14 protein-coding genes and 1 pseudogene are annotated in these 12860 nt (G+C 43.7%); 7 read left to right on the forward strand and 8 right to left on the reverse strand.

What is annotated here, in order from left to right:
- Positions 1-108 precede the first annotated feature (108 nt).
- The gene (locus CO230_RS11330; protein WP_122028700.1) at positions 109-660 is read left to right on the forward strand and encodes an acyl-CoA thioesterase; all 552 of its coding nucleotides are present in this window, start codon (positions 109-111) and stop codon (positions 658-660) included.
- A gap of 9 nt (positions 661-669) precedes the next feature.
- Positions 670-1734 (forward strand): thiamine-phosphate kinase, encoded by a 1065-nt coding sequence (gene thiL, locus CO230_RS11335; protein ID WP_122028701.1) that lies wholly within the window; start codon positions 670-672, stop codon positions 1732-1734.
- A gap of 72 nt (positions 1735-1806) precedes the next feature.
- Here the strand turns inward: thiL and rpmA are convergent, their stop codons facing one another.
- A complete protein-coding gene (rpmA, locus tag CO230_RS11340; RefSeq protein ID WP_055042030.1) occupies positions 1807-2064 on the reverse strand; it encodes a 50S ribosomal protein L27 in 258 nt (85 codons plus the stop codon).
- 30 nt (positions 2065-2094) lie between these two features.
- Positions 2095-2505, reverse strand: a pseudogene (gene rplU / locus CO230_RS11345) (50S ribosomal protein L21); the annotation flags it as partial.
- A 125-nt stretch (positions 2506-2630) separates the two neighbouring features.
- On the opposite strand from rplU, the gene CO230_RS11350 reads away from it, so the two are divergent.
- The gene (locus CO230_RS11350) at positions 2631-3725 is read left to right on the forward strand and encodes an acyltransferase family protein (RefSeq protein ID WP_122028703.1); all 1095 of its coding nucleotides are present in this window, start codon (positions 2631-2633) and stop codon (positions 3723-3725) included.
- A 28-nt stretch (positions 3726-3753) separates the two neighbouring features.
- Here the strand turns inward: CO230_RS11350 and CO230_RS12245 are convergent, their stop codons facing one another.
- A complete protein-coding gene (locus CO230_RS12245) occupies positions 3754-3999 on the reverse strand; it encodes a hypothetical protein (protein WP_162990033.1) in 246 nt (81 codons plus the stop codon).
- A 151-nt stretch (positions 4000-4150) separates the two neighbouring features.
- Here CO230_RS12245 and CO230_RS11355 point away from each other — a divergent pair, with 151 nt between their 5' ends.
- From CO230_RS11355 to CO230_RS11370, 4 genes are all read left to right on the forward strand, one after another.
- Positions 4151-4732, forward strand: a complete 582-nt coding sequence (locus CO230_RS11355) for a tRNA-(ms[2]io[6]A)-hydroxylase (protein WP_122028704.1) — start codon at positions 4151-4153, stop codon at positions 4730-4732.
- Between the two features lie 59 nt (positions 4733-4791).
- A complete protein-coding gene (locus tag CO230_RS11360) occupies positions 4792-5412 on the forward strand; it encodes a DUF502 domain-containing protein (RefSeq protein ID WP_122028705.1) in 621 nt (206 codons plus the stop codon).
- A 73-nt stretch (positions 5413-5485) separates the two neighbouring features.
- Positions 5486-6862: a tryptophanase gene (locus tag CO230_RS11365; protein WP_122028973.1), complete on the forward strand. Its 1377-nt coding sequence runs from the start codon at positions 5486-5488 to the stop codon at positions 6860-6862.
- A 58-nt stretch (positions 6863-6920) separates the two neighbouring features.
- Positions 6921-7688 carry a GLPGLI family protein gene (locus CO230_RS11370; protein ID WP_122028706.1) on the forward strand — a complete coding sequence of 256 codons (768 nt, stop codon included), beginning with the start codon at positions 6921-6923 and terminating at the stop codon, positions 7686-7688.
- Positions 7689-8119: 431 nt separating this feature from the next.
- Here CO230_RS11370 and CO230_RS11375 read toward each other — a convergent pair whose 3' ends face one another.
- From CO230_RS11375 to CO230_RS11395, 5 genes are all read right to left on the reverse strand, one after another.
- Positions 8120-8443, reverse strand: a complete 324-nt coding sequence (locus tag CO230_RS11375) for a GIY-YIG nuclease family protein (RefSeq protein WP_122028707.1) — start codon at positions 8441-8443, stop codon at positions 8120-8122.
- A gap of 151 nt (positions 8444-8594) precedes the next feature.
- On the reverse strand, positions 8595-10718 hold the full coding sequence (locus tag CO230_RS11380) for an elongation factor G (protein WP_122028708.1): 2124 nt from the start codon (positions 10716-10718) through the stop codon (positions 8595-8597).
- Between the two features lie 177 nt (positions 10719-10895).
- Positions 10896-11870 carry a YpdA family putative bacillithiol disulfide reductase gene (locus CO230_RS11385; protein WP_122028709.1) on the reverse strand — a complete coding sequence of 325 codons (975 nt, stop codon included), beginning with the start codon at positions 11868-11870 and terminating at the stop codon, positions 10896-10898.
- Positions 11871-11962: 92 nt separating this feature from the next.
- Positions 11963-12202: a hypothetical protein gene (locus tag CO230_RS11390; RefSeq protein ID WP_162990034.1), complete on the reverse strand. Its 240-nt coding sequence runs from the start codon at positions 12200-12202 to the stop codon at positions 11963-11965.
- Between the two features lies 1 nt (position 12203).
- Complete coding sequence (locus CO230_RS11395; protein WP_122028711.1) at positions 12204-12683, reverse strand: hypothetical protein; 480 nt, start codon at positions 12681-12683, stop codon at positions 12204-12206.
- Between the last annotated feature and the right edge of the window lie 177 nt (positions 12684-12860).

Here is a 12860-nt window from a genome sequence, read left to right on the forward strand (position 1 = left end):
CAAAAATACTGTTTTTCTAACCGGTGATTAATGCTTAATTTTGTGCATGCCCGTGAAAATGAAAACGGGTCTGCAATAGGGATTGCCCAAATAAAAATTTTATAAATTATGTCTGTATTTCACTATAAATTCGATGTGCGCTGGAGCGATATCGATGCGAATAAACACCTTGCCAACTCGTCTTATGTGGCCTACTGTGCGCAGACGCGAATGGCCTTTATGAACAAATATCACATGGGCCTGAAGGAGCTGAGCCGCTGGGGAATAGGGCCGGTGATTTTGCATGAACGCTACTCTTTTTTCAAGGAAATCTATGCGGACCAGACGGTTTTTGTGACGGCTGAGATCTCTGGAATGAGCGAAGATGCGAGCATTTATCAGTTTATCCATAAGTTTTATCTGCCAGACGGGACGCATTGCGCTACGGCGGAGGCCACGGGCGTTTGGATCGATATGATGCTGAGGAAAACCACGACACCACCGGATGACATCCTGGAAGTGCTGAACGAATTCAAGAGCGAAAATACAAAGGTTCTGACGCGTGAGGATCTGCGTGAGCTGCCTTTCAAGCCCGAGAATGTGGAAGCTTTCCACAAGCAGGGAGCGTTTGCGTGGCGAAAGAATGCGGACGAAAATAATTCCCCGGAAACTTCAAAATAGATTAAGATTATGCTCGAAGATAAAAATCCTCAACTTACACCGATTTCGACTTACGGTGAATTTGGCTTAATTAAACATCTAACCGAAAGTTTTAGTTTCGAAAATTCATCTACGGAAGTTTCTATTGGCGACGACGCGGCAGTGATCGATCCGCAAAACCAAAAAGTGGTGATTACGACCGATGTTTTGGCTGAAGGCGTGCATTTTAATCTAGGTTACGTTCCGCTGAAACATCTTGGTTACAAGGCTGTAGTAGTGAATCTGAGCGATTTGGCTGCGATGAATGCGACTCCGACTCAAATCCTGGTTTCGCTGGCGGTTTCGAACCGTTTTCCGGTGGAAGCGCTGGAGGAAATCTACGCGGGAATCGCGCTGGCCTGCAAGCGCTACAAAGTGGATCTGGTGGGTGGCGACACTACGAGTTCAACATCCGGCCTGGTGATGAGCATCACGGCGATCGGGCTTGAAACTTCGGAGAACCTGGTGAAAAGGAACGGCGCGAAACCTAACGACCTGCTGGTGGTGACCGGTGACCTCGGCGGTGCGTATCTTGGCCTGCAGATTCTCGAAAGAGAGCATTCAGTTTATCTCGCAAATCCAAATATGCAGCCTGAAATGGAAGGTTACGACTATATTCTGGAGCGTCAGTTGAAGCCGGAAGCACGTACGGACATTAAAAAAACCTTAAAAGAACTGGGCGTACAGCCTACATCAATGATCGATATTTCGGATGGTTTGTCATCTGAAATACTGCATCTTTCCGATCAGAGTAAAGTTGGTTTCAGACTTTACGAGGAAAAAATCCCGATGGATTCGCTTACGATTTCTACGGCCGAAGAACTAAACCTGAATCCGGTGATGTGCGCGCTGAATGGCGGCGAAGATTTCGAATTGTTGTTTACCATCGCACCTGAAGATTTTGAAAAGATCAGAAATCATCCGGATTTCAGTATTATCGGTCACGCGGTAGATTTGGAGCAGGGAAACTATCTGGTAGCGCGAGGCAGCAATGAATTAATTGCACTTAATGCGCAGGGTTGGGATGCTTTTCTGAATAAAGCTGCTCACATTTAAACAAATAAAAATCCCCGATCTTCACAGAACGGGGATTTTAGTTTATAACCGGATTGCCCGGTAATGCGTTGCTTACGCGTTTGGTTCAATAGATACGAAAGATCTGTTGTTTGCTTTCTTTCTGAAAACTACTTTACCGTCTACTAAAGCGTGAAGTGTGTGGTCTTTGCCCATACCCACGTTTTCACCCGGGTGGTGCTGCGTACCTCTCTGTCTCACGATGATGTTGCCGGCAATAGCCTCCTGACCTCCGAAAATCTTCACGCCAAGTCTCTTGGAATGTGATTCTCTACCGTTTTTGGAACTACCAACTCCTTTTTTGTGTGCCATTTTATTCTAAGGTTTTTTGGTTTAAAATTATTCAGCGCTTTCGCTGGTTTGGTTCTCTGTAGCTGCAGGCTCAGTAGCTGCGGCTTCTTTTTTAGCTTTCGGTGCAGCTTTTTTCTCTTTCTTGTTGTTATCAAAACCAGTGATTCCGGTAATAACGATCTGAGTCAAAGACTGTCTGTGGCCGTTTTTCTTTTCGTAACCTTTTCTACGCTTCTTTTTGAAGACTATTACTTTGTCAGCCTTCACGTGGTCAAGGATTTCGGCATCTACGGTGATACCGCTTACAGCTGGGGCGCCGACTGTTGTAGAACCGTTTACGGTAAGAAGAACTTTATCGAAAGAAACTTTTCCTCCTTTATCTCCTTTCAAACGGTTTACAAACAATTTCTGGTCTTGCTCAACTTTGTATTGAAGCCCTGCTATTTCTACAATTGCAAACATTGTTTATAAGTTTTGTTAGTTAATTCGAGGTGCAAAGATAAAAAATAATTTTAGATTGTAAATTATAAATTTTAGATTTTGTCTAATGCGGAATTATTCTAATTTTGAGCCACTTATCGTATTCCATGAAAAGAGATCTCTACATTGATTTTGCGAAAGGTTTTGCAACGCTTTCCATTATATTTATTCACACCGTATTCTGGTCGGGACAGTTTTATATTCCGACAGAAGTACGTGTCTTGTCGCTTTTAATTGATGTGCCGCTTTTCTATGCGCTGAGCGGCCTTACGTCGGGTGGAAACGTAGAAAAAACGCTTTACCGTCTGCTAAAACTTCAGATCACCTTCATGATTTTCGTTACGCTGCTCTTTTTTCTGGATTATCTTTTTAAAGTTTTTGGTCTTAATGTTTTCGGTCTCGCCTGGATGCAGGATTTCTACTCGACTTTTGGCTCGAAATACGTTCCGCAAAGCATTTCCGACGTCCCGCAGTGGCAGAACCTCGGCAACTGGTATCTGCACCAATACACCAATGCCGACACTTTCCCTGTAGTGATGGGAAGTTTCTGGTACTTGAAAGTTTACTTTATTCTAACAGTTTTCGGTGTGTTGATTTTAAGATTTTTCCCGAAACACGTCAAATGGTTCATCGCGCTGTGCTTTGGTTTAACCTTGATATTCAACCTGTTTCCTCATTATTACCCGACGGGTCAGGTTGGTTACGTGGCGTTGTATCTCGGGATTTTCCTTTTAGCCAATCAACTTAAAGGCAAAAAAATTCCGACAAAAGTAGCCGCAGTTTTATACGGAATTTTGGCTTTAATCCTGATTATTCTGTTCTGGAATGAAGGCAAAGAGTTTTTCTTAAAAATGAACAAAGCCAAATTTCCACCAAAACTTCTGTACGTTTTTTGGTCATCGTTCTCGTTGCTGACGCTTTTGGTTTTGTACAACCGCCTGAAAATCTCGAAGGAAAGCTTAGTCACTTTCATCGGTAAAAACGCGATATTCTTCTACTTTGCGCAGGGCATCAGTTCATCGCTGGTTTATTTCCTCGTCGTTTCACTCAAAGAAAAAATAGTGTGGTGGGCTTTGATGCTTTTAATTTACCTCATCAATGTCGCGTTGGCCTTTGGAATTGCGGTTTTGTTGAAGAAATTTGATGCGCTGAGTTGGAAACTGCTTGAATTTCTACGTAAAAAAACCGCCTCAGCAAACTGAAACGGTTTTTGATTAAGTCAGCAGGCAATTAGTCGGCTCTGCGGTTCCCTCTGGCCACTACTGCGATCAAAATTATCAGCAGTAAGGCACCAATTACCCAGTAAATCGGGTTGGTAAACCATTCTTCTGTCGTCGTAGTTTTTGTGGTTGTTACGTCAACATTCAGATCGGGAGAGCCGGTTCCGTTTTGTGCAAATGCCATTACACTAAAGAAAAAAGTAAGTACAAATACTCCCAATTTTTCGAGCTTGGATGATAATAATTGCGTGTTCATAATTTATTTTTTTTAATGTTTATAAAAATTGTGTTCCAATATTTATGCCATCACCTGTTAAACTTGCGAAATCCGCAACTGCGGTGGTTGCTGTCATTCGGTTTTTAAATTTAAAATATTGGTAAATTTGCGTGTAAAAATCTGACATAAAATGTTTAAACTAAAGCTACTCACCGACCCGCGCTGGGCGAATATTGCCGAAGGTAATTTGGAAGAAATTCTTACAGACCACGCCTGGTGCGAACAAAAAGCGACTACCAACGCGATCACGCTGATCACGATGCTTCCCGAATATCCCGAAATCATTACTGAACTCATCAAAATCGCGCAGGAAGAACTCGAACATTTCCAGATGGTGCACGAAATTATCAAAGCGCGCGGTTACGAGTTCGGGCGCGAACGCAAAGACGATTACGTGGGCGAACTTCTCAAATTCGTACGCCAGGGCGGCAACCGGGACGAAAGAATCATCGACCGGATGCTCTTCGCCGCGATGATCGAAGCGCGAAGCTGTGAACGTTTTAAAGTCTTAACTGAAAACATTAAGGACGAAGAACTGAAAGTTTTCTACAGAGAACTGATGATTTCCGAAGCCAATCACTACACCACTTTCATCGGTTTTGCGCGACAGCTCGGCAACCCGGAAGAGGTGAACCAACGCTGGGAAGAGTGGCTGGCATACGAAGCCGAAATCATAAAATCTTACGGTAAAAAAGAAACCATCCACGGATAAAAAAATTCTGCCGATGTTGGGCTGAATTAAGTATTTTTACGTCCCGACAAGACCATCCCATGAACCGCGAGCGTACCGAACAGCTACTGAACACTTTTGCCAAATCCTTTTTCCAGGGTTTGCTCATCATCGGTCCGTTTGCCGTAACCATCTGGATTATCTGGTATATCGTCTCGAGTATCGATAACATCATTCCGGCGGTTTCCGAAAGGCTTTATCCGGGCATTACCTTCATGATCGTGGTCCTCGGCACCGCGCTGATCGGTTATCTCGGCAACAAATTCATCATCGGACGCGTAGTGGTAGACAGTTTTGATTATCTTCTTGAACATACTCCCGGCATTAAATTTATCTACACTTCATTAAAAGATGTAATGACGTCTTTTGTGGGCGACAAGAAGAAATTCAACCAACCGGTCCTTATTAAAACCACCGATGAGCCCGAAGTTTGGCGCATCGGCTTCCTTACCCAAAGCGACCTTTCATCCGTTGGTTTCCCCGAATATGTATCGGTTTACCTACCGCATTCTTATGCGGTGTCTGGGTGGGTAGTGTTTGTACGCGCAGAAAATCTTGTTGTTCTCGAAAACGTAACGGCGGCGCAGGCGATGAAGTTTGCTGTGAGCGGCGGCGTGGCTGGTTTCCATTCGGATGACAATGTATTCAAGGCGCCGGAATGAATCTGAGTTTAAGATTAAGATTTTGATCTCAAGATATCTTCCCCGCCAAACCTCAACCTTAAACTTAAACGTAATGAAACTCCCATACGCAGAACCTTACCGCATAAAAATGGTGGAAGAAATCCGCCAATCCACGCCCGAAGAGAGAGAACAGTGGCTGAAAGATGCCAACTATAATTTATTTAATTTAAAGTCGTCACAGGTCTATATCGATCTTTTGACCGATTCCGGAACCGGCGCAATGAGCGACCAACAATGGGGCGCGCTGATGACCGGCGACGAAAGCTATGCCGGTTCCAGAAGTTTTGATCAGCTGCACGACAGCGTTCAGAACATCACCGGCTATCCTTATCTTTTGCCAACGCACCAGGGAAGAGCGGCTGAAAACGTGCTGTTTTCAGTTTTGGTTAAAGAAGGCGACGTCGTTCCCGGAAACTCGCATTTCGACACCACGAAAGGACATATCGAGTTTAGGAAGGCGCACGCGATCGACTGTACCGTCGATGAAGCTTTCGATATCGAAAACCTACATCCATTCAAAGGGAATATTGATTTAGAAAAACTTGAAAACGTTTACAAAAGTCATCCGAAAGAACAGATTCCGTTCTGTTTAATTACGATTACGTGCAATTCCTCCGGTGGGCAGCCTGTTTCGCTTGAGAACATCAAAGCCGTAAAAGAACTTTCCGACCGTTACGGCATCCCGATTTATTTTGATTCCGCCCGTTTCGCAGAGAATGCTTATCTCATTAAAAAAAGAGAAGCCGGCCAGGAAAACCGCACCATCAAAGAAATCGCAAAAGAAGTTTTTTCTTACGGTGTGGGCATGACGATGAGCTCAAAGAAAGACGGCCTCGTAAATATTGGCGGATTCATTGCGCTGAGCGATGAAAAGATCTTTAATGCCGCCTCTAATTTCACCATTATTTACGAAGGTTTCATCACCTACGGCGGAATGGCTGGCCGCGACATGGCCGTGCTGGCTGTTGGTCTGAACGAAGCCACGGAATTCGATTATCTTGAAAGCAGAATCTCGCAGGTAGAATACCTTGGTAATAAACTGATTGAGTACGGCATCCCGATCCAGAAACCCATTGGCGGACACGCCGTCTTTGTCGATTCGCAGAAGTTTTTGCCCAACATTCCGCGCGAAGAATATCCTGCGCAGACTTTGGCCAACGAAATTTACAAAGAAGCTGGCATCCGCACCGTAGAAATCGGGACTTTGCTGGCCGACCGCGATCCCGGAACCCGCGAAAACCGCTACCCGAAACTCGAACTAGTGAGGCTTGCTATCCCGCGCAGAACCTACACGAACAACCACATGGATTATATCGCCGTTGCCATCAAAAACGTGTACGACCGCCGCGAAGAAATCGAGAAAGGTTACAACATCACCTGGGAATCTGATATTTTAAGGCATTTTACGGTGAAGCTGGAGGAGGCTTAGGATTCCGGACACTATCATAAGTATTGCCTTGCAGCGAAAGCCATTCTTTAAAATTATTATGAAGGAATTACTCTGTATTTTACTGTGTTTACTGACCTCAATCCAAAAAGCTAATGCACAAAGTAAAAAGTTCTCGGATATTGAGGTGGGATATTATATGAAACATACACCAGATTCGCTCGTCCGGGAAAAATACTTTGAAGCTGAGATGGTTCTTATACTGAATAATAATCAGTCTTACTATTTTAATCCCGCTATGGTGGTATTTTATGAAAATTTAGACAAAGCTGTATCGACGTATTCGAATGTCCAGGAGATCGCAAGAAATCCGATCTCTCTTCCTAAAATCCGGCACAGTGCGTGGAGAGAAAATGAAAATATTTTTATTACGTCACCATTAGGCAAATACAATTATACCTATAAAGCTTCTAAAATTAAATGGACACTACTCAGTGAAGTAAAAAATATAGGGAATTACAATTGCAGACTTGCCACTGCAACAATCGATGGAGATACAATCTATGCGTGGTACACTACACAAATCCCGTTCGACGAAGGCCCTTTCAAATTTAAGGGACTTCCAGGATTAATTTTGGAAGTGTACAATAAAAGTGGGACCATTGAAATTGAGGCGACAAATGTTGCTATGAACAATGTACCCATTGTGAAGATGAATGAAGCTTTGCAGGTCTCTCTAAAGGACAGATCTGAGTTCATGTCTGCTCGGGATAAGTACCATAGGTATCCTTTTGACAATAATTTCCCCAAGGAAACCGTGGATAGAAAAATTAATGAGCTAGAGAAAATTAATGTTTTTTTAGATTAAGAACCAATTAAACTCTGCAATTAAATATTTTTTTGCTTTCACCACAATGTAAATTCACGTTATTTTTCGCTCTTTAATTGGGAATGTCATTGCGAGAAGCGACCGCAGGAAGCGACGAAGCAATCCCATGATTAAAAACGTTTTCTTAAACAAGGGATTGCCACGCTTCACTTCGTTTCGCTCGCAATGACGAACGGGCAAGGGATTGCCGCGCTCCGCTTCCTTCCGCTCGCAATGACGAATGAATAAAGCTCAAAATCCGTAACGCACGTCATTGCGAGGAGCGACCGAAGGAAGCGACGAAGCAATCCCATAATTCAAAAGGTCATCGTAAAAACTAGGGACTGCCGCGCTCCACTGCGTTATGCTCGCAATGACGAACAGGCGGGGGATTGCTGCGCTGCACTGCTTTCCGCTCGCAATGACACCGGCTATAAAGGAAAGTCATTATCCAACCCGAATTCAGCGCATACATCATCATACAAATCCCCCCATTCAGGATTGAACTTGGTGATAAGATCTAATTTCTTCTGGCGCGAACCGGCTTTTAACTGTTTCTCTCTGCCAATTGCGTCTCCAATTTCCTGGAAGGCCTCCCAATAAACCAATTTATCAAGATTGTATATCGCAGAAAAACTGTTCTTATATTTCTTCTGTTTATGTTCTAGAATTCTGCCAGGCAGGTTGGAAGTCACACCAATATAAAGCGTGGTGTGGTTCTTATTGGTAAGGATGTAGATGAAGCCGGGTTTCATATTACTTTTTTTTGAAGTGTGGGGTTGCTTCGTCGTGTCATTGCGAGGAGCGACCAAAGGGAGCGACGAAGCAATCCCATGATTAAAAACGTTTTCTTAAACAAGGGATTGCCGCGCTCCACTTCGTTTCGCTCGCAATGACGTTGGTCGATTAAACTTCCTGCAAACTAGCATGAACCTTCACCAGCTCCTGTTGAACATTCGGCGGCACCAACTGATACTCCGAAAACTTCATCGTGAACTTTGCGCGTCCGCCCGTGATGGAGCGCAGGGTGGAACCGTAATCGTGCATTTCGGCCAGTGGAACCTCAGCCAGGATTTTCTGGTAATGCCCTTCAGAATCCATCCCCGAAATCATGGCGCGGCGCGTCTGCAGATCGCCCATCACATCGCCGGTATCTTCGTCCGGACAAAGGATCTCAACAGAATAGATGGGCTCAAGCAACTGCGGCCTGGCTTTATGGAAACCTTCGCGGAAAGCGCCTGAAGCCGCCAGCTGGAATGAAATATCGTTGGAATCCACACTGTGCATCTTGCCGTCGTACACGGTTACACGCACGTTCTGGCAATGCGAACCGGTAAGCGGACCTTCTTTCATCTGCTGCATAATGCCTTTCTTGATGGCGCCGATGTAGCGGTTGTCTATCGCGCCACCCACGATGCACCAGTAAAAGGCGAGCTTGCCGCCCCAAGGCAAATCTTCGATATCTTTCTGGCGGATGTTTACGCCGGTAGGTTCGGGCATATCGTCGTAGTAGTTCTCCACCCGCATGTGTATTTCGCCAAACTGGCCGGAGCCGCCCGACTGTTTCTTGTGGCGGTAATCGGCTTCTGCCTGGCCTGTGATGGTTTCGCGGTAAGGGATCTTAGGATTCTCGAAATTCATCTTCACGCCAAATTCCTTCTGGATGCGTTGCTTCACGAGATCGAGATGCAACTGGCCTTGGCCGTGAACGATGGTTTGTTTCAGCTCGGCAGAATGCTCGACTCTCAGCGTGGGATCTTCTTCCTCGATGCGGTGAAGTGCGGAGACGAGTTTTTCCATATCGGCCGTAGAATCGGTTGAAACTGCTTTGCGGATGCGGCTTTCGGGGAATTGCATTGGGCGGATCTTTCTGTCGAGACCTTTTGAATTCAAGGTATTGTTCGAATGTCCGTATTTAAGTTTAACCGTTACACCCAAATCGCCCGCTACCAGTTCATCCACGGGAATCCTGTCTTTACCTTCGGCTACAAAAAGCTGGGAGATGCGTTCTGTCTCGCCGTTATTGGCGTTGACCAATTCATCGCCGGGTTTCAGTTTTCCGCTTAAAACTTTAAAGTAAGAAACCATGCCGACCTGCGGTTCAGAAATGGTTTTGTAGATGAATATGGTGGTTTTATCGTTCGGATCATAGGAAATCTCTTCGCCGTTTTCGAGTTTGCGGGCCGGTCTGTCGGCGGGTGACGGTGCGATGTCATCAATAAAACCCATCAGCCTGCCGCTGCCCATATCTTTCAGTCCGCTGGTGACGAATACTGGGAAAAACTGCTGCTTGGCGAGTGCTATGGTGATACCTTTGGCCAAATCATCTTCGGAAAGGTTGCCTTCCTCAAAATATTTTTCCATTAAACCCTCTTCATTCTCGGCGGCGATTTCCACTAAAGCGTTGTGCATTTCGTTGGCGCGTGCCATTTCACTTTCGGGAATTGGTTTTTTCTCTGGTTTGCCGCCATTTTCCGGGAATTCGTACATCACCATGCGCAAAGCATCGATGATTGCGTTGAAACTCGCGCCGGAATTATACGGATACTGAAGCGGAACGAGTTTAGGACCGAATCTTTCTTTGGCCTGTTCTAAAGTTCGTTCAAAATCCGCCTTCGGATGATCCATCTGGTTGATGACGAAAATGGCGGGTGTCCGGTATTTTTCGACATATTCCCACACGAGTTCAGTTCCCACTTCCACGCCGTTGGCGGCATTCAGCACGATGATCGCGGTATCGACCACCTTTAACGAAGAAACGACTTCGCCAACGAAATCGTCAAATCCTGGGGTATCGATCATGTTAATTTTGTTGTTTTTCCAGTTCACGAACATCTGGTGGGAGAAGATGGTTTTGCCTTTTTCGTGTTCCAGGTCGGTATGGTCGCTCACCGTGTTCTGTCCTTCAACGGAGCCACGGCGTTTGATGGCCCCGCCCTCGTAAAGCATTGTTTCAATCAGCGTAGTCTTGCCACTGTCGGAATGCCCGAGCAGCACCACGTTGCGTAGATCTTTGGTATTAGCACTCATAATATATTTGTTTAAATTATTTAATGGAATGCTAAAAAGGAAATGACCGGCATTTGATTTTTAGGTAGTTAAAGTTACGAAAGATTTGCGCGGCCGGTGAATGTTTTCGTAAAATGGACGGATGATATTTGGCAGTCTGAGTGCTTTTAAAGATATCAGGTATGTGCCGAATCTCTTTCAGGAAACCGAATTATTTTGGTTGATGATATGATTTATAATAATCTCCGCATGGATCCGCGAGTTTTCGATGAACCAAAGGTGGGTGTCTTTGCCGCCGCAGACAACGCCGGCCAAATACAGATTTTCGACATTGGTTTCCATAGTGTCGGAATTGTAGGCCGGGATGAGCTTGTCGCCTTCTAATTCGATACCGGAATTTTGAAGAAATTCAAAATCGGGAAGATAACCCGTCATTGCCAACACAAAATCATTTTCGATCTCGTGAATGTTGCCCGTTTCATCTTTAAAAAGGACCGTTGATTCTTTAATCTCAACGACTTCTGAATTAAAATATGCTTTAATGCTTCCTTCCGCAATACGGTTTTCAATATCGGGCTTCACCCAGTATTTAACCGACTTTGAAATTTCCGAATTCTTAATGATCATGGTGACCTCCACTCCCTTTCGATAAGTTTCCAGCGCCACATCCACAGCGGAATTGCTCGCGCCGATGACCACAATTTTCTGGTTGGCGTAAGGATACGGTTCAGTGTAATAATGTTTTACTTTGGGTAGGTTTTCGCCTTTGATGTTTAACAGATTCGGAATATCATAGAAACCGGTGGCAATGATTACGTTTTTCGCCAGATAATTTGCTTTCGAGGTTTCAATTTCGAGGATATTATTTTTTGAAACCTTTAAAACTTTCTCGTAGAGATTAATTTTGAGTTGTTTCTGCCGCGCAATTCCCTGATAGTATTCCAGCGCATCCTGTCTGCCGGGTTTTGGAGAAGTTGTGATGAAGGGAATTTCAGCGATTTCGAGTTTTTCGGCCGTCGAGAAAAAGCGCATGTACAACGGGTAATGATAGAGTGAATTGACGATGGTGCCTTTTTCAATGATCAGATAATTTAAACCGTTCTTTTCGGCTTCCAAAGCACAGTTCAAACCGATGGGTCCGGCGCCGATAATCAATACATCTAAAATTTCCATGATGCTAAATTACAAATGAAATGCTAAACTGAATTGATGCACAAAAAAACGGACAGAAAAATCTGTCCGTCGTCGTTTATAGAAATTAACAACTATATATTTTTAAGCTTTGTAAGGTATTTTGGAATTCCAAGCACTAACGCACAGAGTACTATTGCCACTTTCAGATACCAATATAAATAATCTTCAAAATTAAGAGCATTATAAACTAATATCGCTACCAGAGCTGCTAAAATAAGAGTCTGGACTGTAAAATTATCTCTCACAGAGTTTGTTCTGCCGCGTGTGAGCAAAAGCACCGCAATTAGAGCTATTGTAAACCAAATTTCCATATTAACAATCTTTTGCACACACATATGTATAAGCTGCTGCTGCAACATCCATAAATGGAGCTGGACCATCCCACAATGATATTCCAAATCCTTGCGCTACACAACTTGCACCGCATAGCCAGCTAGGTAGCTTTTCTCTGCCGTTAGAGTTTTGAGGTAGAGTAGTTACTGCATTTTCAAGTCTGAAGACATCATTACTATCTTTTTGTAAATCAAAGGAAATTTTTCCATCTTCAAATTCATTTGTGAAATAAGCCTTTCTATTTTCTAAATCAAACTCAACAATCAATCCATCAATCTTCGAGTTTAAAAACTCATCTGTAGATCTCATATCGCTAAAAACAACATTAGAACTATTTTTTCCTGTGCTACTAACAACTTGTTTTTTAAAATTCGTTATTAAATTTTCATTGGCATTCTCAATAATTTCTTGTCTCTCACTACAAGAATTTAATGTTATGCTTACTGAGCCTAATAACATTAATGATAAAAAGAAATTTTCTTCATAATAATTTTATTTAATTTTTCCAAATATAAAAAATTTATCTTGTTCTCTAAAGATTTTATACAACAAAAACGGACAGAAAATTCTGCCCGATCCGTTTAAATATTTCTCAAATACTATTTAAAACTTAATTATAAGTAAATTTGCAGCTAT

This window comes from Chryseobacterium sp. 6424 (assembly GCF_003692615.1).
Classification (GTDB): domain Bacteria; phylum Bacteroidota; class Bacteroidia; order Flavobacteriales; family Weeksellaceae; genus Kaistella.

Excerpts from the sequence above, each read along its gene's own strand:
- CO230_RS11395 (WP_122028711.1), bottom strand. The coding sequence starts at position 12,683 with ATGTTATTAGGCTCAGTAAGCATAACATTAAATTCTTGTAGTGAGAGA.
- CO230_RS11330 (WP_122028700.1), top strand. The coding sequence starts at position 109 with ATGTCTGTATTTCACTATAAATTCGATGTGCGCTGGAGCGATATCGAT.
- CO230_RS11390 (WP_162990034.1), bottom strand. The coding sequence starts at position 12,202 with ATGGAAATTTGGTTTACAATAGCTCTAATTGCGGTGCTTTTGCTCACA.
- rpmA (WP_055042030.1), bottom strand. The coding sequence starts at position 2,064 with ATGGCACACAAAAAAGGAGTTGGTAGTTCCAAAAACGGTAGAGAATCA.
- CO230_RS11370 (WP_122028706.1), top strand. The coding sequence starts at position 6,921 with ATGAAGGAATTACTCTGTATTTTACTGTGTTTACTGACCTCAATCCAA.
- CO230_RS11355 (WP_122028704.1), top strand. The coding sequence starts at position 4,151 with ATGTTTAAACTAAAGCTACTCACCGACCCGCGCTGGGCGAATATTGCC.
- CO230_RS11360 (WP_122028705.1), top strand. The coding sequence starts at position 4,792 with ATGAACCGCGAGCGTACCGAACAGCTACTGAACACTTTTGCCAAATCC.
- thiL (WP_122028701.1), top strand. The coding sequence starts at position 670 with ATGCTCGAAGATAAAAATCCTCAACTTACACCGATTTCGACTTACGGT.
- CO230_RS12245 (WP_162990033.1), bottom strand. The coding sequence starts at position 3,999 with ATGAACACGCAATTATTATCATCCAAGCTCGAAAAATTGGGAGTATTT.
- CO230_RS11385 (WP_122028709.1), bottom strand. The coding sequence starts at position 11,870 with ATGGAAATTTTAGATGTATTGATTATCGGCGCCGGACCCATCGGTTTG.
- CO230_RS11380 (WP_122028708.1), bottom strand. The coding sequence starts at position 10,718 with ATGAGTGCTAATACCAAAGATCTACGCAACGTGGTGCTGCTCGGGCAT.
- CO230_RS11375 (WP_122028707.1), bottom strand. The coding sequence starts at position 8,443 with ATGAAACCCGGCTTCATCTACATCCTTACCAATAAGAACCACACCACG.
- CO230_RS11365 (WP_122028973.1), top strand. The coding sequence starts at position 5,486 with ATGAAACTCCCATACGCAGAACCTTACCGCATAAAAATGGTGGAAGAA.
- CO230_RS11350 (WP_122028703.1), top strand. The coding sequence starts at position 2,631 with ATGAAAAGAGATCTCTACATTGATTTTGCGAAAGGTTTTGCAACGCTT.